We start from the raw sequence: 25,326 nt of genomic DNA on the forward strand, positions 1-25,326 counted from the left end.
CAATGGACGTTCGCCAATTCGCCTTCCTGGCCCGCCAACCTTCTGCCGCCCTGAAGCCGCGCAACGCGTTCTTCGGCCTGCCCAAGCGCGGGCTGGCGTTGATCCTCGCCAACGCGCTGTTCTGGCAGCCGCTGCTGGCCCAGGCCGAGGGCATCGTGGTCAGCGCGCCGGGTACCACGGTGGGTGCGGCGGGCAATGGCGTGCCGGTGGTGAACATCGCCACGCCCAACGGCGCAGGCTTGTCCCATAACCAGTTCCAGCAGTACAACGTCGGCCCCAACGGCGTGATCCTCAACAACGCCACCGGCACCGTGGTGAATACTCAGCTGGGCGGCTACATCGTCGGCAACCCCAACCTCAAGGGCGGCGCGGCCAGCGTCATCCTCAACGAAGTCAACGGCGGCAGCGCCAGCCAGTTGCGCGGTTATACCGAAGTGGCGGGGCAGTCGGCCAAGGTCATCGTCGCCAACCCCTACGGGATTACCTGCAGCGGCTGCGGCTTTATCAACACGCCCAACGTCACCCTCACCACCGGCAAACCCATTATCGACCCGACCGGCCAGCTGAAAAGCTACCAGGTCGACGGCGGCGCCGTGACCATCGACGGCGAAGGCCTGAACGCCAGCAACGTCGACCGCTTCGACATCATCACCCGCTCGGCCAAGATCAACGCACAGATCAACGCCCGCGAACTCAACGTGATCGCCGGGCGCAACGACGTCGATGCGCAAAGCCTGAACGCCACGCCACGCGCTGACGACGGCAGTGCCAAGCCGGAACTGGCGATTGACTCGTCGGCCCTGGGCGGCATGTATGCCGGTGCGATCAAACTGGTGGGCACCGAGGCTGGCGTGGGCGTGAAGCTCGACGGTACGTTGGCGGCCAGTGGTGGGGATATTCAGCTCGATGCCAATGGGCGGTTGAGCATGGCGCAGGCGGCGGCCACCGGGAACATCAAGGTCACGGCGCAGAATGTCGATCTGACCGATAAGGTCTACGCCAACGGCAACGTGCAGGTCACCAGCGCTCAGAACCTGGTCAACCAGAAAAGCATCGCCGCCGGCCAGCGCATCGAACTCAACGCGGCCAACGTGAACAACCCCGGCATCATCGAAGCCGGCGTCGCCGCCGATAACACCCGCAACACCACCGGCGATCTGGTGGTCAACGCGCAAACCGTCACCACCTCCGGCAACCTGCTGGCCAGCCGCGCCCTGGCGATCACCGCCGCGCAGGCGCTGACCAATCAGGGTGCAATCATCCAGGCTAAAACCGTCGACCTCAGCAGCGCCAAGCTGACCAACCAGGGTGCCAGCGCACGCCTGTTCGGCGAGCAGAGCCTGGCGATCAACTCGCCGGCCATCGTCAACCTCGGCGGGCTGATCCGCTTCGGCGAAGGCCAGGCCGCCACGCTCAACAGCGCGTCCCTGGACAACCGCCAGGGCCGTATCGAAATGTCCGGTGGCAGCCTCGCGCTGACCAGCGCCGACCTGAACAACAGCGGCGGGCAAATCATCGCCAACGACCTTACCGTCAACGCCGGCAACCTGAACAACCAGAACGGCGTGCTGGTGGGCAAAACTGCCACCGTCAATGCCAGTAACCTCGACAACAGCCTCAAGGGCCTGATCCAGGCCGACGGCGGCGCGCTCAACCTCACCGTTGCCAACACCTTCAACAACAACCAGGGTTTCGCCCAGGCCAGCGCTGACCTCAACGTCACTGCCGGCAACCTCAGTAGTAATGCCAACGGCGTGCTGAGCGCCGACACCGGCAAGCTGACGCTCACCGCCGCGCAACAGCTCAACAACGCCCAGGGCCGCCTGCAGGCCGGGCAGGGCGATATCGCACTGCACGCCGCGAACCTGGATAACCAGAACGGCGTGATCGTCGGCAAGCGGCTGCTGCTCGACGTTGCCGGCGGTGACATCGACAACCGTGCCGGGCGCGTATTGGGTGACCAACTCGACGTGCGCGCTTCCGGCCTCGACAACCGCAGCGCCGGCCTGCTCGCCGGTGGTGCCCAGGGCGTCAGCCTGCTGCTCAAAGGCCCGGGCCAGTTGCTTAACGCCCAGGGCCGCATCCAGAGCGAAGGCCTGCTGCAATTGCAGGGCGAGCGTTTCGACAACAGCGCCGGCATCCTGCTGGGCCAGACCGTCGACGTGACCGCGCAAACCTTCAACAACAGCAACAAAGGCGCGCTGGTCAGCGATGGCGGCGACGTGGTGCTCAAGGTCAGCGACCTGCTCACCAACGTCGGCGGCCAGATCGATGCGGGCGAGCGCAGCGTATTGGTCAAGCAGCTCACCACCCTCAACAACGACGGCGGCACCCTGCGCGGCAAGCGCCTGGACATCGCCGCCCAGCACCTGAAGAACGACAACGGCCAACTGCTGGCCGGCGCCGGAGGCTTGAGCTACAGCGGCCACGACCTGAGCAACCGCAAGGGCCTGATCCTCAGCGGCGGCGCCCTCACCGAATTGACCACCGCCAGCCTGGATAACCAGGGCGGCACCGTGCAAGGCGATAGCTTGAGCGTCACCGCCGACAGCGTCGATAACGGCAGCGGCGGCCTGATGGCAAGCCTGGTCGGCAACCTGCAACTGACCGTTGAAGCCCTGGCCAACCGTGGCGGCAAGCTGTTCGGCAAAGAGCAGGTGACCGTCAGCGGCGCCACCCTCGACAACAGCGCAGGCGGCCAGATCAGCGGCAACCAGCTCAACCTGATCTCTCGCGACACCCTCACCAACCAGGGCGGCCTGATCGAAGCCAACCAGGGCCTGACCCTCACCGGTGGCAACCTGGATAACAGCGCCAACGGCCAACTGCGTGGCCTGGGCGGCGCCAGCAGCAGCCTCAACCTCAGTGGGGCGGTAAACAACCAGAATGGCACCCTGGAATTCGGCAGTCAGGCCTTCAACCTCGACGCGGCCAGCCTCAACAACCAGAACGGCATGCTGCAACACGCCGGCACCGGCCTGTTCCACCTCAACACCGCCAGCCTCTCCGGCAGCCAGGGCAATATCCAGGGCATGGGCAGCGCCGACTGGGCGTTCGGCAAAGTCGACGGCCTGGGTCGCGTGCAACTCAACGACGTGCTCACCTACAAGAGCGACCAAGCGCTGGCCCTCAAGGCCGGTGACCGTATGGCCAGCGCCAAGGGTTTGGTCCTCAATGTGGCCAGCCTGGACAACGGCGGCGAACTGCTCAGCGATGGCGACCTGAGCATCACCACCGGCGATATGAGCAACAGCGGCCGCGTCTCGGCCCTGCAAACCCTCACCGTCAAGGCCAACAACCTCAGCCAGAACGGCGGCCGCCTGGCTGGCGTACGCACTCAGCTCAACCTGAGCGGCACCCTGGACAACCTCGGTTTCCTCACCGCCCGCCAGCAACTGGATATCGCCGCTGCGCAAATCGACAACCGTGGCACCCTCGGTGCCCAGGGCGCGGTGAACCTGACCGCCGTCAACGGCATCACCAATGCGGCCGATTCGCTGTTGTTCAGCGGCGGCGACATGACGTTGCGCGCCAATGGCTTCAGCAACCTTTACGGTGACGTCTACAGCAAGGGCAATCTGAGCTTTGCGGCGGTAGATGGCGGGCGTGCGGCAGGTTTCAGCAACCTTTCCGGCACTGTGGAAAGCGAAGGCAATATCGGCATCAATGCCGCGTTCGTAGAAAACGCCAAAGCAGAGTTCGAACTGGGCCAAACTCTGACCAGTGGCCGTATAGAGTGGATTTGTGGCCAGCATTGCGCCGGCCACGACTGGTTCAAGCGCGGGCAGATCAACATTTACCAGACCTACCTCGAGTCGGCGATCAAGGACTCGGCACCTGCTCGCCTGGTCGCTGGCAAAGACGTGGTCATCCAGGGCGACAACGTTCAGAACCGCTACAGCCTGCTGGCCGCCAATGGCAACCTGAGCATCAGCGCCAACGACCTGCTCAATCAGGGCGCGGGCACCCGCACCGGCCAAAACAGCATCGTCGTGGGTACACCCAAAAAGATCGACACCGATTATTGGGACCAGATGGAGTTTCACGACGTCCCAGCGTTCAATGCCGCCGTCGCAGCCGGCAACTTCGATCTGGCACGGTTTGAAGCACTTAAGACGCGGTCTTCCGATGCCCGTTTTGCCGAGGTCAGTAACGTCACTACCTGGACCGACAACGGCGGCCCTGGCTACGCGGCGACGCTACAAGCCGGCGGCACGGTCAACCTCAACGTTGCTCGCACCCTGCAAAACGGCACGCTGCACAACAACACCCTGGCCCAGTTGACCGGCACCCTCGGCGACGACCAGACCGGCATCCCCGTCGGCGGTATCAACATCAACCTGAGCAAACACGCCAACGACCCGAGCGCCCAGGCGCCCGGCAGCGTATTGCCTGTAGTGAGCGTGGCCCCCGGCGGCGGCTTCGTGCCCGTGGACTACACCGGCACCGCCTTCGCCCCGGTCGACCCCACCACCTCGCCCACCTTCCAACTGCCCAAGGGCGAGTACGGCCTGTTCGTCAAGAACGCCGACCCTACCAGCCATTATCTGATCGAGACCAACCCCGAGTTCACCTCGGTGTCGGGCTTCTTCAGCTCCGACTACATGCTCGGCAAACTCGGTTTCAATTCCGACAACGCCTGGCGCCGCCTCGGTGACGGCCAGTACGAAACCCGCCTGATCCGCGACGCCGTGCTCGCGCAAACCGGCCAACGCTTCCTCGCCGGCGGCCTGTACAGCGACGCCGACCAGTTCCGTTACCTGATGGACAACGCACTGGCCAGCAAAGACGCCCTGCGCCTGAGCCTCGGCGTGTCCCTCACCGGCCAGCAAGTCGGCGCCCTGACCCACGATATCGTGTGGATGGAAAACCGCGTCATCGATGGCCAGACCGTGCTCGTGCCCGTGCTCTACCTGGCCCAGGCCGACTCGCGCAACGTGCGCGGCAACAGCCTGATCCAGGGCCGCGACCTCAACCTGGTCACCGGCGGCGACCTGATCAACGTCGGCACCCTGCGCGCCAGCAACAACCTCTCCGCCGTCAGCAGCGGCAGTATCTACACCGGCGGCCTGGTCGAAGCCGGCAACAACCTCAACCTGCTGGCCCAGGACAGCATCCGCAACGCCATGGCCGGCGAAATCCGCGGCAAGCAAGTCAGCCTCACCGCGCTCAAGGGCGATGTCACCAACGACAACACCGCCATCCAGGTACGTGACGGCGCCGGCATGCGCACCCTCACCGACACCAGCGCCGGCACCATCGTCGCCCGCGAAAACCTCGCCATCGACGCCGGCCGCGACCTCACCAACCGCGGCGCCCTCACCGCCGGCAACGACGCCAACCTCACCGCCGGCCGCGACCTCAACCTCATCGCCGCCAGCGATACCCGCGTGAAACACGAGTTCAGCGACGGCGGGCACAAATCCAGCATCACCACCGACGTCAAAAACCTCGCCGCCAGCGTCACGGCGGGCGGCAGCATCAATATGCAAGCCGGGCAAGACGTCAACATCATCGGCAGCACCGCCACCGCCGGCAAAGACCTTACCATCGCCGCCGGCCGCGACCTCAACGTCGCCTCCGTCAGCGACATGCACAACGTCGAAGGCAAGGAAAAACACGGCAAAAAACGCATCAAGACCTCGGACGACCAGACCACCCAAGTGGCCAGCGTACTGACGGCGGGTGGGGATTTTGTCAGCCAGGCTGGGCGTGATACCACGATCGTGGCGAGCAGGATCAGCGCGGGGAATGAGGCTTATCTGTATAGCGGGGATAAGTTGAGTTTGTTGGCGGCGCAGAACAGCACCTACAGCCTGTATGACATGAAGGAGAAGGGTGGCTGGGGCGCTAAGAAGACCAAGCGAGATGAGGTGACCCACGTCACGAATGTGGGGACTGAAATCAAGACTGGTGGTGATCTGTCGCTGGTCAGCGGCGGTGATCAGCTGTATCAGCGGGCCAAGCTCGATAGTGGTAAGGACCTAGCGATCACCAGTGGCGGCGCGGTGACCTTCGAGGCGGTCAAGGACCTGCACCAGGAGAGCCACGAGAAGAGCAAGAGTGACCTGGCGTGGACCAGCGCCAAGGGCAAGGGGAATACCGACGAGACGCTGCGCCAAAGTGAGTTGAAGGCACAGGGTGAGTTGGCGATCAAGGCGGTCAACGGGCTGAAGATCGACATTAAACAGATTGATCAGAACACGGTTAGCCAAACGATTGATGTGATGGTCAAAGCAGACCCACAGTTGGCTTGGTTGAAAGAAGCCGAGAGGCGCGGGGATGTGGATTGGCGGCATGTGAAGGAACTGCACGACTCCTTTAAGTACAGCCATTCCAGCCTCGGCCAAGGCGCAATGCTGGCAATCATTATCGTTGTCACCGTGTTGACGGCGGGCGCCGCCAGTGCACTTGCTGCCTCTGCAGGGAGCGCAGTCGGCGCGGGCTCGACCATGGCGGCTGCGACAGCCGCTACTGCTGCGACGTCGACCACCGCTGCAGTTGCAGGAACTGCGGCTGGGTTGGGCAACGTTATCGCGACGGCGTCGTTGACTTCGCTTGCTAGCACCGGCGTTGTTAGCACCATAAACAATAAAGGCAACCTGGGGGCAGCATTCAAGGAAACGTTCAGCAGCGACAGCCTGAAACAATCGCTGATCGCGGGTGCTTCTGCAGGTTTTGTGAATTACGCGAGTGGCAATTGGTTCGGCGCACAGAGCGACCCCGTAACTAATAAAGTAAGCGGCCCAAGCGTCGTGCCCCATTGGAACGACCCGGCAGCAATTGGCCGTTTTGGAACGATCCAATTAGCTGGTGGTGCAGTGCGCGGGACGCTTTCTGAAGCCCTTGGACAAGGGAGCTTCAAAGACGCCATGAAGGGCAGTCTTTTTGATGTGATGCAGGCGACCGCCTTCACAGGCGTTGGTGATTTTGGCAATACCTACAAACTTCAAGACAGCGGTCTAAGCAAAACGGCATTGCACGCCGTTGTAGGCGGGTTGCTTTCGGAAGCCATGGGTGGCGACTTCAAGACGGGAGCGATTGCTGCGGGTGCTAATGAAGCCCTTATTGTGACGTTGGATAAGTCACCTCTACTCAGTAGTAGTGATCCAGCAGAGCATGATCGACTGGTCAATGCAGCATCCAAGCTGGTGGGATTGCTCGCTGCCGCAAGCGTTGACGGCGATGTTGCAATGGGCTCGGAAATTGCCGGAAATGCACAATCATACAACCGCAAGTTGCACGCTCAAGAAGAGAAACGATTGGCCCAAGAGGCCAAGAGTTTAGATGCCACTAAAGGTCAAAGCCGATCTGGCTTTGAGTGGGATGCCCTCTTAACGTTTGTTGCCGGAGGTGAGGTCGATCAGAAAACCAACAATGAGCTTCAAGGGATTCTGGCCGGTTACGGTCCTACAAATCCTGAAGGGCAAGCACTAGGAGACGACCTGGCTGTTGCGCGGGGAGTTATCACTAAGCTGCAAAACGAGAAAGTCCTACTGACCTGGGGTGATGGCAGCCCCATTGTTGCGAACGGGGATCAGGTCGTCGCGTTCAAGTCTACAGATAAGCAGTACAAGGATTCGCTGCTGTTCAATCCCTCGAGCAACACAACCTACAACAACGAACCCGGTGGTGTGGGTGTTGTGCCGGATGCGTGGGCCGAGCAATACGGAGAGCGTACGGCTATCAGGAAACTTCCTGAAATCGCCGCGCTCAGTTCTGATACTGCCTCCCAAGCAGAGCAAATAGACCGGCTACGCGTTTTGGTGGGCGGTGGCATTAATTCAGATATAGATCTCAAACTGCTTGCTGAGCTTATGCCTGTAGGTGGCGTAGGCAAGGGAGCACTGTTAAGCGCAATCAAAGAGTTGGCGGCGCGGGACACATTGGCGGTTAAAGGAACGGAGGCTATCGCTGGGAAGGCTGCGGAGAATGTTTCTGGAAAGGCCATTGAGTCAGCAGCCGGTAAAGGCTTGGATGCAGCGGCGGGTAAGGGGACTGAACAGTTTGCCAACCAAGCACAGGCCAAGTTAGCAGGCTATAGCCCATGCTGTTTTGCTGCCGGGACTATGGTCGCCACCCCTGATGGTGAACGAGCCATTGACGCCCTCAGGGTGGGCGACGTCGTCTGGACCAAACCTGAAGAAGGAGGTGAACCGTTCGCCTCGAAGGTCTCGGCAACCCACATTCGCACGGATCAGCCGATCTACCAGTTGACGCTTGTGAAGAACGGCAGTGCCGGTGAAGGTATCACTGAGACTCTGCAAGTGACGCCGGGTCATCCGTTCTACGTGCCGGCGCGCAAAGGCTTTGTACCACTTATAGAGCTCAAGCCGGGTGATCAACTGCAGTCGTTGGGGGATGGGGCGACGCAAGAGGCTTCGATCTCCGTAGTATCAGTAAAGCTGCTGCAGTCGCAGGGGAAAACGTACAACCTGACGGTGGACATTGGGCATACTTTCTATGTTGGCAAGCTAAGCACGTGGGTACATAACATTGGACCTTGCTATACCTGTAATGCAGGAAGCTGTTCGATTCACGGTAATGTTGGAGATATTCCTTATGACTCAAGGAATATACGGGCTGAATTGAGCGATAAGTACGGGGTCGACAATGTATTATCTACGACTGTTCCGCCCGCAGGGATGCCTAATGTAAAGCTGGCTGGAATGCATAAAGATATTTTGCTGCCAGACGGTAACACTGCTCGTGTGGTCTTTGATAATAAAGGATTCCCTATATTTGATGACGTTACAAAATTTGACACGCATATAAACATAAGTGAATTTAGAGCGGCCAGTTACGATGGGCAGTTAAGGATGGCGACCCGCGATTTGCGGACACAGATAGAGAGCGGCGCTTTTCCGAGTTCTGCGTTTACGGACGTACAGCTTAAAGCAATTCGCAGCGGCCAGGATAAGATCCCAGGGTATACTTGGCATCACCATCAGGATACCGGTAGGATGCAGCTGGTTCCCGAAGTGTTCCATAATGGCGCGCGTCACGTCGGGTGGGAATCGATGAGTAAGGGTAAATAAAATGATCGCAGGCATAAGTTTTGATTCGTATTATGGGCCAGGTAGCCCCGTTAAAATAGAGGCATTTGAAAGACTGGCCGGCATAGCTCTTCCTGCCCTATATAAAGAAATTTGCGTGGGGTTTAATGGCGCGTTTATCTTAAATAAGCCTGTTTTTAAATTTTATAATCGTCTTCTTGGAGAGGATGTTACGAGCGGTACCGGTATGTTCTTGCCTTTCGGCGAGATCGAGGGATCATTCGAGACGATGGAGATTAAGTATCAGTATCCTCCGGAGGAATTCGTTCAAGGGTTAATTATTTTTTCGGCGCTGGGGAATGGTGACGCGCTCTGTTTTGATTACCGAGAGAATCGCTTGACCGATGATCCAAGCGTGGTGATGTGGCATCATGAATCCACACCCGGCAGTGACCTCGAATTGTCATTCGTTGCGCCCTCTTTCTCAGAGTTTCTAGGAAAGTTATTTGAACGGCTAGCTGAATAATTAAAGGTGTTAGTCGAGTGGAGCAGGCCGCGTTGTTAGCAGCGAGACGGGGCCTTACTTCTGAAAGGCGAAACGGGGATAGCTACGTTAGATTTATTTGTATAGTCGATGGAAAGCGCCAAATCATTCATTTGAATGAAATGCGTAGAATGTAGCTATGATTATAGTCAAAGATGCGCACTATGATATCTAATTCATATCCCAGAATAAGAGTTTTTATCGCATTCATGTTGTGTCCCTTTTTTTCGGGGTTAGCCGCCGTACCATTAATGTTGAACTCGATATTGATAACAGTGTTCAAGAACTCATCATTAATCGGGGAGGTAAGAGGAAGTGAAATTTTTTCGCTATTTATTACAATCCCCTTAATGGTTCAATTGATTTTTTTTCTTCCTGCATTAGTCTTTGCTCTAATATTGGTTTTTGTTAGGCCTGTGGGCAGGGTTAAAGTATACTTAATGATTTCAATTGTCGGCGCAGTTGTTTCTTCTGTGTGGATGTTTGTTGTGGTTTTTTTCTTCATAAGTAAAGTTGAAAATTATCATGTAATGAGAAATATGTTTCCCGTATCTTTGAGTTTTTTGTTAGGCGGGAGCTCTACTTGGGCTGCTGCTTATTGGTTTCTTCCTAGGCGAATATCCAGCGATTAAAGTGGGATAGAAAAAAATAGAGGGGCAGGGGGCAGCTTTATTTAAATGGCCTGAGTTAAATAAATCTGCCCAGAGCGGAGCTGAATTAGATGAGTAATTTAATTAAAAATATAAGCGACCTGCCTTCGATCGAAAAGGTCAGAAAAACTGCTCAAGGGCTGGCATTACTAGACGCGGTAATTATGCCGCAATGGGAGTACAGGTACTTTTCATTCAATTGTAATTGGGATGGGAAGGGTGAAGAGATGATGGCATCCATGAAGAACGGCGAGGGGGCCGGGTACTTTATACACTTTACTTGCGAAGGAGTTGTAGGTAAGGTTCTAGATGAAAATTTATTGTCGAATCCGCAAGAGCATTTGGATAACGTGCCCGAAAAATTTCGAGCTTTTAAAGATGAACCTGCATTTTCCAACAATAATGCAAGTTTCTTTTTCTGGCGGGAGGCTAATCAAGGCTCATGGCAGGCATCACCGGATAAATTGAAGCGGTTTCCTCTTCTGGGTTTCTTGCAAGAAGGTGCTCTTGCCTATAAAGAGTTTGCTGAAAACTGTTATGAAAAAATAATTGATATTAATATTATTGAGAAAGTCCTCGAGTCGCTGACAGTAACGACAGAACAGTTGGTTGTAATTAATTCTGAAGTTGGTTTGGACGATTTAGATGATGATTTTCTAGAGATTTTAGGCGGCACAATTTGATTGAAGATGTCTAGGTTGTTAATTTTATATGTGCGCTCTTTAAAAGCTTACCTATTTTATTGATTTTAAGTGTTCTCAAGTAGGGCGGTTGAAAACCGCCCACTTTTTATTATGAATTCTGCGAATTAAATTTCCTTCCAATTACATCCAACAAATCACAACCATTCCGCAGCGGGGAATAGGGGTCGGCCCCTGAGAAATCCCGTAATGCAAATGGTACATTACATGGTCTTGAGGTCAAAAGCGGAACCGCTAGCAAGACAAGCTACCAAGAATTTACCGATTACTTTGTTAATAAGTTTGGGGCGCAAGGGAAAGGACGAATAGAGGGCAAAGTCATCGAAAGCGCTACAACTGTCTATGTGCCGTGAAGGTGGTAAATATGAAGCTCGAAGCCGAAAATAGTCCTGTAATAATTGGTTTTAATCAGGCGTAGCTTATAAAAGCGCTAAAAAAATTAAAAAGCTACGGTTCTAGCTCGTTCGCATGCATCACTGATGATGACGGTAACTACATGCAAGTGGCTGGAGGCAGATTTACTTGTTTTATTGAACGATATGACGCTAAAAGTAAAAAGTTGTTTAGAGGTTATCATTCAAATTCAAGTATGAACTTTGAAGATGGGACCTTACTATCGTTTGGTGGGGGGCGTGTTCCGTTAAATAAAGATGAGTGGTTTAATATTGATGATGTGATTGAGGTGTTCTCTCTGTTTACCCAGAATCAGACTTTACCAGAAAATATCTACTGGCGCGAGATAAGGGTTTTGGATCAAAACGGCAATTGAGGGGAATGCGGCTAGACTACAAATTTAGAACGGGTTGTTTTTTATTGTGGTGTGAGCCAATTTTATCCGAGCTCCATTGGTCCACTTAGCGTCGGTACGAACATCACAACAGTAGAAAAGGACGTTCGAAAATGAAATATCGAAGCGTATACCGAAAAGGTCTTTCCCTAGTTATCTTGTTTAATTTAATGCTATTAGCAGGATGCACAGGCATTCCCTACGAAAAGCTCGAGGACCAGATATCCATCCAGAAGGATCTTTCCGTAACGCCCGAGGAGATCGTCACGATGAGCCAGGTAACTTGGTGCACCTATCCTTATGGTGACATGATACCGTGCCAACCACAGAACGCACTTGCGGTACAAGCGCGCACAAAACTGATACTTGCCAATTATAGCGGTCAGCACTATAAACCCATCTTAAAAATCATGGTCAATGACGTCATGTGCGCTCATCTCTACGAGTCCAGAGAGACATCACCCAATTTTTATTTATTCACCAAAGAGTATGCGCTGCAGGTTTGGACATTCGATGTTCACAATAAGCCAGATATTAAGAAAAAGAAGCTTATGCTCGACGTCATGGTGCCGGAGGGAAAAAAAGCCTATGTTGGACCAGAGGGTAACTTTGTCGAAGCTACCGGGCGGACCAGCGAGGCAACTTATGTTACGAAGACTCCTGCTATTGTCTATACAACGAATACAGAAATCATGCAAATGATCAATCCATGTGTTAAGGAGCTTAAAACACAAAAGCAGGATTAGGCCCAAGCCACGACTTGCAATAATGCTGTTAAAGCATTATATGCTATTATAGCCCTGACCTGATCCCTATGTGGTTCCTGTTTAATTGTGATGTTTCGATGTAAGGCATAATTGGCGCATTGTGGAGATTAGCCCCGAGTTTGATGATAGATATATAGGTATCGTTAATTCTTGTTTTCGGGGTTTTTGACTTTCGGTGATGTAAGTTTGTCAGTGCTGAAAACTAGTAATTAAATAAATCTGTCCCTTTTGTTTCTATTTTTAGCGCACCAAAACGGGCGACACCACGGCCGCCCGATTTTTCACTCAAGACAGCTCAGCATTAAGCCTGCGACTGATGACATCCAGCAAATCACACCCATCGCGCAGCGGAATGGCCAGCAAATGGGCGAAGTCTGAAAGCACTACGGCGTCGCTGCTGAGTTGTTCGCGGAAGGCCAGGTTTTCCAGCAGTTGGGTGACGGCCCGAATGCGGTGCACGGCGGCGTCGTGAAGGACGTCGAGGGGCGCCTGGGTGTCGATGATCAGGGCGGGGACGGTGCAGTCGTGGCCGGTCAGGGGCATGTATCGATTCATAGTTAACACTCTGTTTTGGTGGTCGGGGCCACCACTCAATCGTCGCCAAACGAATGGGTGGCAGCTGTGCGCAGGTTGGCGAACCGGCAACAGAGTAAACCGGCAGACCCGAAGGTCTCCCGCGCACAGCCGCCATAACGAGCACAGCTTTGCGGGTGCAAAAACACCTGCATGAAGCGGATTGCTTTTGCACTCTGTTGTCAGGTCGCCAAACCTGATCGCCGTATGGGCGACCGCCGGACTATAAGCCGCACCACCAAACCCACGCAAGGCATCAAAATGTCGCCTCGTCGGAGAATACCCGCAACACCTAACGTCTTCCCCTCCATTGCCGATAGGTTGTCGACGAAAAAACGCACCACGAATACAAAATCCACCCTCAAACATTAAAGGACTGATGTGAAAAACCTCCTCCTAATCCTTTTCACCACCCTCATCCTCGGCGGCTGCGTCAGCCACCCGCTCACTCCCGAAAACCGCGCGCAGATCAAGACGGTAAAAGTCCTGCCCGTGAAGTGGGAAAAGAACATGGTGTACTTCGGTCGCGAACAAGCCTGGGGTGCGGCCCTGGGGGCCGGGGTTGGCGCGGGTGTTGGCATGGCCAGCGGTGCGTCCAAGGTGGGCACGGCGGCCTTGAGCGGCGCCGGTTTGGCTGGTGGCATGAAGCTTGGGCAATTGGCCGAGATGCCGACGTCAATGGCGATCCTGACGCTGATCGAAGCGGAAAAAATCGATGTGGGTGTGTTGCTCAAGCAGGGCTTTGTCGATGCGCTGGGCAAGACCTCGACGCTCAAGGTGGTCGGCGACGATGAACCGGCCGATGCGCAGATCCAGTTGACCGTGTCCGAGTGGGGCTTTCGCCTGACCCAGGGTTTCAGCAGCGTGATTTACCCCACCCTTAGCGTGGTGGCGCAGATGAATCGCGGCGATGAGATGATCTGGCGCACCTTTGAAACGGTTACACCATTCAATGGCCAGAACGTTTATGGCTACACGCCGCTGACTTATCGCACCGACCCTGAAGCCTTGCGCCGGGCGCTGACCGGGATTACGCAGATTTCTGCGCAGTATCTGGTGAAGGAGCTCAAGTAAGGCTGACGGTGATGTAACAACGGCTAGGCGGCGTTTTTTTCTGGTTGCTCGCGTTATCGTTGACGATTTTCGCGAGCAAGCTCGCTCCTACAGGGGGGCGGTGTTGGGGCGTGTCGCTTATAGCTTTGAACATTTTGTTTATCCCAGTGTCTTTACCCCGCCCACCCGCAATCGGTCGGGCTGCATGGACTGCAGCGTTTTCAAATGACATTAAGGATTGATGTGAACCCTATTCCCCTTACGGCCCCTGTCTGCCACCGCCCACGGTGCGCGTGCCCGCGCCTGGGATTCAGAAGGGCGGCCCCGGGGGACTCATTCGGATCGGTTGATCCTTTCGCACAGCACACCTACTGCCGCCGGGCCTCTTGGCGGTTTTGACCTGTAGTTCATGGAGTTTGAAATGAAGCGCAAGCAGTTCCAGAAAAGTCTGTTGGCAATCATGGTTGGCGCGATCAGCACCCAAGTGCTGGCAGTCGAATTCGACCTGGGTCAGGGCAAGAATATTTGGGCCAATGAGACGTTTAACGAGCCGGTAACCATCACCGGCCAGTTTTCCCGAGTGGTCGATTCCAACACCACCGACCCCGCCGGCCTGGGAGTTGCCAACACCCACATTCAAGGCTCGCTGATCAATCGCGCAGACATCACGCTGGAGTCGCAAGGCGGCACCATTCGCGCGATCGCTATCGACCCGATGTTCTGGACTGGCCCGACCGGTTTGGCCCCGAGCACTGTCACCGGGGATGTGGTTCAGGCAGGCAACGTGCTGATGCGCAACGGCGCGTATGAAGGGCTTGAGATCGGCCCCACTACGATTGGCGGCAGCGTTATCAACTCCGGCACCATCCGCTCCACGCCTCCCGTGGGTACGGTGACAACGCCCGGCTACCTGGGCGGCGGCGAAGGCATTTACCTGCATGGCACCACCATTGGGGGTGACGTTTCCAACACAGGTGTGATCGATATGGCCGGCGAGGGTGCGATTGGCTTGATCCTTGACATCGACGGCGACACGCCGACCACCATCGGCGGCAAAATCCTGAACTCGGGCTCGATTACTGCCACAGGCGAGGGCGCTTGGGGTGTGGAAGTGGAAACCGACACCAGCCCTCTGCGTATTGAAAACAGCGGCCTGATTTCCGCCAATGGCAATGAGGCGAAAGGGCTGTTTCTGTACGGCGGCACCTTTGATTACATCCTCAACACCGGCACCATTGAAGCCAAGGGCGCGTCGGCCAATGCCTTCGACCTGTCCGGCGCCAGCTTTGCGCAGAACAGTGCCGCAGGTGCGCGCGGTATCGTCAACCGCGGCCTCATTACCGCCGACGGCACCGCGATCCAGGTGAGTGCGGCTGAGCAGTCCTCGCCGTTCGAAATCAACCAGCAAGCCGGCGAAATCCGCAGCAACAGCGGCATCGCCGTCGATGCCAATAACCTCGCGAGCCTGAACTGGACCGGCGGCAAGATCACCGGCGACCTGCTCAACCTCAACGCCGTCAACGTCGATGGCCAGGCAGGTTTCAGCGGTAGCCGTATCATCGCGCCGGTGTCGGTCAATTCGGGCTCGCTGAACCTTTCCGCACCCGGCACCGCCATCACCGGCAACCTCAATGTGGCCAGCGGCGCGGGCATTGATATGCACCTGGCCGACAGCGTGGTGCCGACCACGCCGTACCTCACGGTCAACGGCACGGCCAATCTGGCCCAGGCCTCCAAGCTGACCGTCAGCGCCAACCCGGGCGACTTCGCCGCGCCTAAAGCCGGCACGCAATACACCCTGCTGCAAGCCACCAACGTGCAGAACAACGGCGTGGCCGTGGCCAGTGCGTCGTCGTTGCTGAACGTGCTCAGCTACTCGGCCGATGCGCAGACGGTCAAGGCCGTGGTGGCGGTGAAAAGCGATGAGCAGGTGCAGCAGGAACTGGCGGGTGCCAGCGCGGGGGCGTCGGCCGCAACCGCCGTTAACGTGTTGAAAAACGATGTGCTCGGCCAGCTCAACCAAAACGACCCGGTGTTCCAGAGCCTGGCCAACGCCGGGACGGCACAGCAACTGGCGCAACTCGCCGACCAACTCACGCCGGACGTCAACCGTGGCGCCCTCGACGTGGCCTTGTCGGGGCAAACCGTGGTCAACGGCGCGATCTTCAATCGCCTCACCGACCAGCGTGAAAGCCACCAGGTCGGCGGTGTGTGGGTGCAGGGCCTGAGCAGCAACATGGACCAGGACGGCCGTGGCGGCAACAACGGTTACTCGGCCAACAGCAGCGGCATGGCGGTGGGTGTGGACGGTCGTGTGAACGACACCACCACCCTGGGCGTGGCGTACAGCTACCTCAATTCGAATATTCATTCGGACCTGGGCAACAAGACTGACGTCGAGGGCCACGCGCTGTCGCTGTACGGCAACTGGGCGCTGCAGAACTGGTTCGTGGATGGCAGCCTCAGCTACGGTCATAACGAGAACGACAGCAAGCGCCACGTCGCGGGCACCACGGCCAAGGGCAGCTACGACAGCAATGTGTTGGCGGCCAGTGTGATCGGCGGTTACAGCTTCAAGCCGTCCCAGGCGGTGGTGATCGAGCCGCGTGTGGCGGCGCGGTATGCCAACGTGCGCATGGATGGTTTTACCGAGAAAGGTTCGTCGGCGGCGTTGAGCACGGCTTCGCAGCGTTATGAAGTGGGCGAGTTGGGCGCTGGTGTGCGTTTGGCGGGCAACCTGCCGATGGGGGCGGGTAGCTTGCAACCGGAAGCTACGTTGATGGCCTATCACGACCTGATGGGTGATCGCGTCGCGCAAACCTCCAGCTTCGTGGCGGGTGGTTCGCCGTTTACCGTGACCGGCGCGTCGGTGGCGCGTGACAGCTATGAAGCCAGTGTGGGCGTGAACTACCAGGTCTCGGACTTCAGCGTCGGCGCCAGCTACACCCGCCAGGCACGCAGCGGTTTCGATGCTGACGGTGTCATGCTCAAGGCCCGCTACGCCTTCTAAGCCACACCGCAAAACAAGTGTGGGAGGGGGCTTGCTCCCGATTGCGGTGGTCCAGCCAATCATGCATTGACTGACTCGCCGCCATCGGGGGCAAGCCCCCTCCCACATTTGGATTTGTGTGAATCCGTCAGAACAACTTGCGCTGTACGGCCTCAACCCACGTACGTAGAGCCTGCCGCTTCCCCTGTGGGAGGGGGCTTGCTCCCGATAGCGGTGGTTCAGCCAATGATGTGCTGACTGACTCACCGCCATCGGGAGCAAGCCCCCTCCCACATTTGGATTTGTGTGAATCCGTCAGAACAACTTTCGCTGTAAGGCCTCAACCCGCGTACGTAAAGCCTGCCGCTAATCCCCTGTGGGAGGGGGCTTGAACTGGTCAAGTAATCCCGGACACCGATTACGGTGTTTATGCCGCTTTTTGCTCCATGGCTATTGGCGACAGGTAGTTGTTGTAGCTGTGGAGCCTGATTCGGTTGTATCGCATGAAGAAACTGGTCATATCCTGCCTGGCTTCTTCAACTGTCGTGTAGCCCTTAGTGGGCACCCACTCTGATTTGAGCGTCCCGAAGAAACGCTCTGTTGGTGCATTGTCCCAGCACTGCCCTCTGCGGCTCATGCTTTGCGTTATCCCATACTCCAGCAACGCGGACTGAAAGAGCTGGCTGGTGTATTGGCAGCCTTGATCCGAATGAAACATCAAGCCTGCATGTTTGCCTCGAACCTCCACCGCCATTCTCAGCGCCCTGCTAACCAGGTTCGCGTCATTGATCAGAGAAAACGCCCAGCCAACGATTCGGCGGGCGAACAGATCAATGATCGCTGCCAAGTGATACCAGCGTTTACCAACCATCAGGCTGGTGACGTCGCCGCACCACACCTGATTGATTGCGGTTGGCTCGAAGTTACGCTCGAGCAGGTTCTTGGCCACAAATGCTTCAACGCCTCTAGAGCGATATTGATGGCGGCGGCGCTGTCTGCTGGCCAGATTTGCCTCCGCCATGAGTTTTCCGGCCAGATGCCGACCTACCTTGATCTGCTGGGCCTTCAAGTGCTGAGAGATCATCCGTGCACCTGCACTTCCCCGGCTTTCGTCATGCAGTTGCACGACTTTTGCTCTAAGCGCGTCACGCTTGGTATTCGGCTCTGAGCGACGCTTAAGCCAGTCATAAAACGCGCTGCGGGAAACGTTCAGCGCACTACAAAGAAGGCGGGTCGGATATGAGCTCGACTCTCTCAGCTCCTCGATCAGGAAAAACGATCGGGATCCGACATCAAGAGAGCCGTAGCTTTTTTTAAGATTTCAGCCTCGGTCTCCAGGCGCTTGACCTTGGCTCGCAGCTGTTGAAGCTCTCGCTGTTCGTCGCTGATTGCCTTGGTACCTGCCACTGGCTGCCCTTTCTGACGCTCTTTGCGAACCTGATCAATCCAACGGCGCAGAGCCGTAGGCCCAACGCTCATCGACGCGCAGACGTCAGGAACTGAGCAGTTATCATCAAGAACCATACTTGCAGCACGTTGCTTGAACTCGCGGGTGTAGGTCTTTCGTTCTTGCATGGAACCTCCTGATTGGGCGAATCATATCGCCCTTAAGAGGTGTCCGGGATCATTAGGCCAGTTCAGCTTGCCCCCGATAGCGGTGGTCCAGTCAATGTTGTGTTGACTGACTCACCACCATCGGGGCAAGCCCCCTCCCACATTTGGATTTGTGTGAATCCGTCCAGACAACTGGCGCTTTACTGCCTCAACCCGCGTACGTAGGGCGTGACGCTATACCCCTGTGGGAGGGGGCTTGCTCCCGATAGCGGTGGTCCAGCCAATGATGTGTTGACTGACTCACCGCCATCGGGAGCAAGCCCCCTCCCACATTTGATTTGTGTGAATCCGTCAGAACAACTTGCGCTGTACCGCCTCATCCAGCGTGCTGCGTGTCAACGCCTCTACCACTTCCCGGGTGTCTGCCTGGAACGGGATGCCCACGATCAGCACCAGGTGCATCCAGGTGCGCACCGACTCGCTCTTCTTGACGCGGCCCAATTCCTTGCCGTCTTTGTCCTTGAACACGGTTTCCAGGGTGAAGGTGTTCTTGGCTGTGGACGGGATGATGAAGAACGTCACGCCGGTGATGATCGCCGAGGCCATGCTGAACTGTTCGTTGTTGTACAGGGTGGCGTCAGCGTAGATGTCCGAGTCAACCTTGTCGGTGCTCACCCGTGCGAAGCGGTTGGACTGGCGGAACCCATCCGCCACGGCTTTTTCCCACAGGGCGGCGGGTGCGCCGGCAGCGGCGTTGGCGGGGCCGCCGTTGACCTGGTTCAGCCCGGTGGTGCGCACGTACGCCGTAGGTTTCTGCGCTGGCGCGTTGGCGGTCGGTGGCCAGGTCTGTACTGGTGGCAGTTCGTGTTGCGAGTAGGACACGCAGCCCGTCAGCAAGACGGCCGCGAGTACCAGGCTGTGCTTGATCAATCCTTTCATGGGGGGCTCCTTGAGTTTACGGTTTGGCCAGTTTGGCGGTGGCGGTGTCGAGCAGTTGCGCGACGAGTTCGTTCAGTTGTTTGGCGCCCATGGTCGGAGCCCAGTATTCGCGACCGTACAGGCCCACGTTGCGCTCGAACTTGACCTCTTGTTTGCTGCTGGCCAGTTCCTTGCCGTCGCGGTCGACGATCACCAGGTCGCCGGCCAGATCGAACGTGTCGACGTAGATGGGGCCGTTGACCCAGATCCAGATCGTCAAGGTCAGCAAGGCGCCGGGTACATAACCCGGGTGCACGCCGCGATGGCCCTTGAGCGACGTCATGTTGAACTTGAGCGAAACATCCTGCTCACCCAGGCGCACCGGGTACTCGGTAACCTGCTTGAAGTAACCGGCCGCGCGCACGTACTGGTTAAGCTGCAACGTCAACGAACGGCTGATAGCGGTTTTGTTGGCGTCGTTGACGTCAGCGGCATTCACCGTCACATCAGCGATTTGCGCGCTTCGCGGGCTGCTGACAGAAGCCTGGTGTAGCGGGGCGCCGATAGGGCCGGTGACGGTGTAGGACACACAGCCCGTCATCGACAGTGCGGCAACGAGGGCCGCTGCCCGCAAGAGGATTTTCAACACGCAATATCCCTATTAATGAATGAACCAGGTCAGGGTCTCGGCACGTCGGCTCAGAACTTTAGGCCGATCCGGTTTCCCTCCCTCAGCAGCCCCATTCATCACTTAACCCTGCGTTTATTCAAAACACCTTGAGAACCGCTCTCAACCCCGTAAAATGCCGCAGCCGTTGCGGCACGACAGGTTCAGGGATGAATACAGACGCACGTGTTTCCCTCCCCGAAAATGGCCGCAGCCCTGCGCTCTGCCGATTTCTCACTTTAGGAGCAACACGTGAAGACACTGTCCAAAATCCTGCTGTCGGGCCTCACCGCCGTGGCGCTGTTGACCGTGGCCGGTTGCGCCACCGAGAGCAACCGCGCAATGCCGGTGGAGCAAGTCGCCAGCGCCAGCGTGGCCTATTCCGGCGTGCGTGTGCCGATTGCCGTGGGCAAGTTCGACAACCGCTCCAGCTACATGCGCGGCATCTTTTCCGACGGCGTCGACCGCCTCGGTGGCCAGGCCAAGACCATCCTTATCACCCACTTGCAGCAGACCAACCGCTTCAGCGTGCTGGACCGCGACAACATGGGCGAAATCTCCCAGGAAGCCAAAATCAAAGGCACCGTGCAGAAGCTCAAGGGCGCTGATTACGTAGTGACCGGCGATGTGACCGAGTTCGGCCGCAAGGAAACCGGCGACCGCCAGCTGTTCGGCATCCTCGGCCGTGGCAAGACCCAAGTGGCCTACGCCAAAGTCGCGTTGAATATCGTCAACATCAACACTTCCGAAGTGGTGTATTCCACCCAAGGCGCCGGTGAGTACGCGCTCTCCAACCGTGAAGTGATCGGCTTCGGCGGCACCGCCAGCTACGACTCCACCCTCAATGGCAAGGTGCTGGACCTGGCCATGCGCGAAGCGATCAACCGCCTGGTGGACGGCATCAATGCCGGCGCCTGGAACCCACGTAACTGATCAGCAACACCTCAAGGAGCAGTACACGGATGAGCAAGGCAGTGAAGTTGGCGCTGACGCTGGCAGCAATCGCGACGGTAACCGGGTGCCAGACGGCGCCCCAGCCCCTGTATCAATGGGAAAGCTACCAGCCGCAGGTTTACGAATACTTCAAGGGTGAGCCCAAGGAAGCGCAGGTCGAGGCGCTGGAGCGCGACCTGCAAAAGATCAACGCCACCGGCCGCAAGGCGCCGCCGGGCTACCACGCGCATTTGGGCATGCTGTACATGAACATGGGCAAAGACGACCAGATGGTGCAGGAGTTTCGTACCGAGAAGGCGCTGTTCCCTGAGTCCGCCGCCTACATGGACTTTCTGCTGAAAAACGCCAAGACCGGAGTCGCCACTAAATGAGCCTGTTAAAACTCACCGGCGCTCTGCTGGCCCTGGCCTTGCTCGGCGGTTGCGCGGCGCCCAAGACGTTTGATTACTCAGCCTACAAACAGGCGCGGCCCAAGTCGATCCTGGTACTGCCGCCGATCAACGAATCGCCGGAAGTGCAGGCGTCCTACAGCCTGGTGTCGCAAGTCACCTACCCGTTGGCCGAAGCCGGCTACTACGTGCTGCCGATCGCCCTGGTGGACGAAACCTTCCGCCAGAACGGCCTGACCACCGCCAACGATATCCAGGCCGTACTGCCGGCCAAGCTGCATGACATCTTTGGTGCAGACGCCGCGCTGTACATCACCGTCAGCGAGTACGGCACCAAGTACATGCTGATCTCCAGCGACACCTCCGTGACCGCCTCGGCCAAACTGGTGGACCTGCGCACCGGCACCACCCTGTGGACCGGCACGGCGCGTGCGTCGAGCGAGGAGGGCAACAATAACAGCGGTGGCCTGGTGGGTATGTTGATTACAGCGGCGGTCAAGCAAGTGATCAACAGCTCCACCGACGCGGCGCACCCGATTGCGGGTATCACCAGCGCACGGTTGCTCTCGGCCGGGCAGCGCACCGGCATTCTCTACGGCCCGCGCAACCCGAAATACGGCACGGACTGATAGGCGCTGCAGATCAAAATGTGGGAGGGGGCTTGCCCCCGATAGCTTAGTGTCAGCCACTGCATCTGGTGGCTGACCCACCGCCATCGGGAGCAAGCCCCCTCCCACACTGATTTTGCGAGCGTTAACCCGAACCTCGCATACCTCGCGTCTGACCTTGTGAACGGACTATTCACTCACGAGGTTCAGCCCATGTCCCGCCCTCTGCTCTTCCTGCGTCCTGCTGCCCAAGGCTTCACCCTTACCCTGCTGGTGGCGCTGGCCGGGTGCGGGCTATCTTCCTCGCCTGACCTGGCGAAACCGGCTGAGCCCGTCGCAGAGCTTCAGCGCGCGCCGGCCCAGGGCGCATTGGTCAAGCGCATGGCCATGCCTGCACCGATGCAAATGCGGGAGGCGGCGACCATGGACTACCGCAGCGAACCCCGCGAGCAATACGCCAACCTGCCCGACAACCCGGTGTACCGCGTCGCCGAGACCCCGGTCTCCACCTTCAGCGTGGATGTGGACACCGGCAGCTACGCCAACGTCAGACGCTTCCTCAACCAAGGTAACCTGCCGCCCGAAGGCGCGGTGCGCCTGGAAGAAATGATCAATTACTTCCCCTATGACTACGCGTTGCCTACCGATGACTCACCCTTTGGCGTCACGACCGAAGTCGCCGCCACACCATGGAACCCACGGACTAAACTGCTGCGCATCGGCATCAAAGCGTCCGACCGCGCCGTGGCGGACCTACCGCCGGCCAACCTGGTGTTTCTGGTGGATGTGTCCGGCTCGATGGATCGTCGCGAAGGTTTGCCGCTGGTCAAAAGCACCCTGAAATTGCTGGTGGATCAACTGCGTGATCAGGACCGCGTGTCATTGGTGGTCTACGCCGGCGAGTCGCGCGTGGTGCTCAAACCGACTTCCGGCCGCGACAAAACCAAAATCCGCAACGCTATCGACCAACTCACCGCCGGTGGATCCACCGCTGGCGCATCCGGCATCGAACTGGCCTACCAGATGGCCCGCGAAGGCTTTATCGACAAGGGCATCAACCGCATCCTGCTGGCCACCGACGGTGACTTCAACGTGGGCATCAGCGACTTCGGCAGCCTCAAGCAAATGGCCGTCGACCAGCGCAAAAGCGGCGTTTCGCTGACCACCCTCGGCTTCGGTGTGGGCAACTACAACGAGCACCTGATGGAGCAACTGGCCGACGCCGGTGACGGCAACTACGCCTACATCGACAACCTGCGCGAAGCTCGCAAGGTGTTGGTAGACCAGCTCAGCTCAACGCTGGCGGTGGTGGCGCGGGACGTGAAACTGCAAGTGGAATTCAACCCGGCACAAGTCAGCGAGTACCGCCTGCTCGGCTATGAAAACCGCGCCTTGAAGCGTGAGGATTTCAACAACGACAAAGTCGATGCCGGCGAAATCGGCGCAGGGCACACGCTGACCGCGCTGTACGAAATCGTACCGAAGGGCGAGAAGGGCTGGTTGGAACCTTTGCGCTATGCCAGAGCGCCTGCGGCTGAAAACACCTCGGCAGAATTGGCGACGGTGCGCGTACGCTACAAACCTGCGGCGGGCGGTGATAGCCAATTGATCGAACGGGCCGTCGATAAAATATCCGCCAGGCCCAGCGACGACCTGCGCTTCAGCGCCGCCGTAGCTGCCTTCGCCCAACAGCTCAAGGGCGATGGCCGCTACACTGGCAACATGAGTTTGCAGGACACCGCCAACCTGGCCCGCTCAGCCCGCGGCGACGACCCGTTCGGCCTGCGCAACGAGTTCGTACAGCTAGTGGAACTGGCCCAAAGCCTAAAACGCTGATCTCAAATCCTACACTGTCCAAATGTGGGAGGGGGCTTGCCCCCGATAGCGGTACATCAGCACCAAATGTGCTATCTGACCCACCGCCATCGGGAGCAAGCCCCCTCCCACCGTCAATCCTGCTTCGGCTGACAAAAAGGAGTTCACCCCAGCACATGGCCGTTCCAGACGATCCACCCAGCGACGAATCGCTGCTGGCCCGCTACCGCACCGGCGACGCCGCTGCTTTCGAAGCCTTGTACGCCCGCCACCGCCAAGGCCTGTACCGCTTCCTCGTTTCCCTGTGCAACAAACCCGAACTGGCCGAGGAAATCTATCAGGACACCTGGCTCAGCCTGATCCGCAGCACCACCCAGCCACAGGGCCGGGCGAGTTTTCGTACGTGGCTGTTCCAGATTGCGCGCAACCGCCTGATCGACCACTGGCGCAAGCACGGCATCCACAACCCGCTGCACGACAGCTACGACGAGCAGCTGCACGCCCAGGCCGACCACAGCGCCGGCCCCGAGCAACACCTGAGCCTGAGCCGCGACCAGGCGCGCCTCGACGCCGCCGTGCAAGACCTGCCCGAAGACCAGCGCGAAGTCTTCCTGCTGCGCCTGCACGGCGAACTCGAAGTCCCCCAAATCGCCGCCCTCACCGGCGCCCCGCTGGAAACCGTAAAAAGCCGCCTGCGCTACGCCCTGCAGAAACTGCGGCGCTTGCTGGCCGAGGAGGTAACTGTATGACTGACGCCCGAGATCCGAACGATCCGCGCGACGAAGCGCTGATCCAGCACTATCGCCAGAACAGTGCCGGCGAACCGCCCGCATTCCTGGACACATTAATTCTGAACGCCGCCCGCCGCGAAGCGCCTGCCCCCAGGCCCAGTCTGTGGCAACGCTGGGTGCGGTTGTGCCAGCAACCGCGTTGGCAGATGGCGTTTGCCAGCGTGGCCGGTGTGGCATTGCTGGTGGGCGTGATCACGCGCACCACCGAGTTTGATCAGGTGCAGAACACACGCCTCGCCGCCCCGGCAACGTTCTCCGCGCCTGCGCCCATGAGCGCGCCGCCGCGGGTCGAGTCGTTCAGCGCCGAAATGAATAGTGATGCCTTGCCCCAAGGCAAGCTGGCCAAGCGCGCAGTGCCGGACCCGCTGGAGCAGGGCTTGCAGGAAGTGTTGCGCCTGCGCGCAGCAGGCGATGATGCGGCAGCGACGGCGAAACTTGCCGAGTTGCGAAAGCGCTTCCCTGCGCAAGACCTTGAAGAGCGGCTCAAGGCATTGCAGCCTCACTGACCTCGTGGCGATGGTATCGCGCGATACCGTCGCCCTTGTTCGGTAATCATTGCACTGAACTTAT

General features: G+C 58.0%; 18 protein-coding genes. 13 read left to right on the top strand and 5 right to left on the bottom strand.

The features are described from left to right. The first annotated feature begins 2 nt into the window (after positions 1-2). The 5 genes from C4J93_RS00840 to C4J93_RS00860 all read left to right on the top strand — a co-directional run bounded on the left by C4J93_RS00840 (position 3) and on the right by C4J93_RS00860 (position 12,424). Entirely contained in the window at positions 3-9,038 is a 9,036-nt protein-coding gene (locus C4J93_RS00840; protein WP_124428338.1) for a filamentous hemagglutinin N-terminal domain-containing protein, read from the top strand. 1 nt (position 9,039) lies between these two features. After that, a complete protein-coding gene (locus C4J93_RS00845; RefSeq protein WP_124418985.1) occupies positions 9,040-9,522 on the top strand; it encodes an SMI1/KNR4 family protein in 483 nt (160 codons plus the stop codon). Positions 9,523-10,261: 739 nt separating this feature from the next. Then, positions 10,262-10,873 (top strand): hypothetical protein, encoded by a 612-nt coding sequence (locus tag C4J93_RS00850; protein ID WP_124428339.1) that lies wholly within the window; start codon positions 10,262-10,264, stop codon positions 10,871-10,873. A 514-nt stretch (positions 10,874-11,387) separates the two neighbouring features. Then, a complete protein-coding gene (locus C4J93_RS00855; RefSeq protein ID WP_124428340.1) occupies positions 11,388-11,660 on the top strand; it encodes a hypothetical protein in 273 nt (90 codons plus the stop codon). A 131-nt stretch (positions 11,661-11,791) separates the two neighbouring features. Beyond that, positions 11,792-12,424, top strand: a complete 633-nt coding sequence (locus C4J93_RS00860; protein WP_124418988.1) for a hypothetical protein — start codon at positions 11,792-11,794, stop codon at positions 12,422-12,424. A gap of 306 nt (positions 12,425-12,730) precedes the next feature. Here C4J93_RS00860 and C4J93_RS00865 read toward each other — a convergent pair whose 3' ends face one another. Then, positions 12,731-12,988 (bottom strand): hypothetical protein, encoded by a 258-nt coding sequence (locus C4J93_RS00865; protein ID WP_124372368.1) that lies wholly within the window; start codon positions 12,986-12,988, stop codon positions 12,731-12,733. 411 nt (positions 12,989-13,399) lie between these two features. Between C4J93_RS00865 and C4J93_RS00870 the strand changes: the two genes are divergently transcribed. Continuing rightward, complete coding sequence (locus tag C4J93_RS00870) at positions 13,400-14,092, top strand: hypothetical protein (protein ID WP_124428341.1); 693 nt, start codon at positions 13,400-13,402, stop codon at positions 14,090-14,092. Positions 14,093-14,492: 400 nt separating this feature from the next. Then, complete coding sequence (locus C4J93_RS00875) at positions 14,493-17,081, top strand: autotransporter outer membrane beta-barrel domain-containing protein (RefSeq protein ID WP_124428342.1); 2,589 nt, start codon at positions 14,493-14,495, stop codon at positions 17,079-17,081. Positions 17,082-17,487: 406 nt separating this feature from the next. Here C4J93_RS00875 and C4J93_RS00880 read toward each other — a convergent pair whose 3' ends face one another. The 4 genes from C4J93_RS00880 to C4J93_RS00890 all read right to left on the bottom strand — a co-directional run bounded on the left by C4J93_RS00880 (position 17,488) and on the right by C4J93_RS00890 (position 20,181). Continuing rightward, entirely contained in the window at positions 17,488-18,330 is an 843-nt protein-coding gene (locus tag C4J93_RS00880; protein ID WP_305955627.1) for an IS3 family transposase, read from the bottom strand. Beyond that, complete coding sequence (locus C4J93_RS27250) at positions 18,327-18,635, bottom strand: transposase (protein WP_256660109.1); 309 nt, start codon at positions 18,633-18,635, stop codon at positions 18,327-18,329. Before C4J93_RS27250 ends, C4J93_RS00880 begins: the two co-directional genes overlap by 4 nt. Positions 18,636-18,965: 330 nt before the next feature. Further along, positions 18,966-19,553 (bottom strand): hypothetical protein, encoded by a 588-nt coding sequence (locus C4J93_RS00885; protein ID WP_124369157.1) that lies wholly within the window; start codon positions 19,551-19,553, stop codon positions 18,966-18,968. A 16-nt stretch (positions 19,554-19,569) separates the two neighbouring features. After that, positions 19,570-20,181, bottom strand: coding sequence for a hypothetical protein (locus C4J93_RS00890; protein ID WP_124413495.1), 612 nt, complete (start codon positions 20,179-20,181; stop codon positions 19,570-19,572). Positions 20,182-20,451: 270 nt separating this feature from the next. Between C4J93_RS00890 and C4J93_RS00895 the strand changes: the two genes are divergently transcribed. From C4J93_RS00895 to C4J93_RS00920, 6 genes are all read left to right on the top strand, one after another. Beyond that, on the top strand, positions 20,452-21,132 hold the full coding sequence (locus C4J93_RS00895; RefSeq protein ID WP_124360727.1) for a CsgG/HfaB family protein: 681 nt from the start codon (positions 20,452-20,454) through the stop codon (positions 21,130-21,132). 29 nt (positions 21,133-21,161) lie between these two features. After that, positions 21,162-21,524 carry a DUF4810 domain-containing protein gene (locus C4J93_RS00900; protein WP_124365366.1) on the top strand — a complete coding sequence of 121 codons (363 nt, stop codon included), beginning with the start codon at positions 21,162-21,164 and terminating at the stop codon, positions 21,522-21,524. Continuing rightward, complete coding sequence (locus C4J93_RS00905) at positions 21,521-22,171, top strand: DUF799 domain-containing protein (protein WP_124365367.1); 651 nt, start codon at positions 21,521-21,523, stop codon at positions 22,169-22,171. Before C4J93_RS00900 ends, C4J93_RS00905 begins: the two co-directional genes overlap by 4 nt. 192 nt (positions 22,172-22,363) lie before the next feature. Continuing rightward, positions 22,364-23,986 carry a VWA domain-containing protein gene (locus C4J93_RS00910; protein ID WP_124428343.1) on the top strand — a complete coding sequence of 541 codons (1,623 nt, stop codon included), beginning with the start codon at positions 22,364-22,366 and terminating at the stop codon, positions 23,984-23,986. A gap of 155 nt (positions 23,987-24,141) precedes the next feature. Beyond that, positions 24,142-24,714: an RNA polymerase sigma factor gene (locus C4J93_RS00915; protein ID WP_124428344.1), complete on the top strand. Its 573-nt coding sequence runs from the start codon at positions 24,142-24,144 to the stop codon at positions 24,712-24,714. After that, positions 24,711-25,262: a hypothetical protein gene (locus C4J93_RS00920; RefSeq protein WP_124428345.1), complete on the top strand. Its 552-nt coding sequence runs from the start codon at positions 24,711-24,713 to the stop codon at positions 25,260-25,262. Before C4J93_RS00915 ends, C4J93_RS00920 begins: the two co-directional genes overlap by 4 nt. Positions 25,263-25,326: the final 64 nt, after the last annotated feature.

This window comes from Pseudomonas sp. R2-37-08W (assembly GCF_003851705.1).
Lineage (GTDB): Bacteria > Pseudomonadota > Gammaproteobacteria > Pseudomonadales > Pseudomonadaceae > Aquipseudomonas.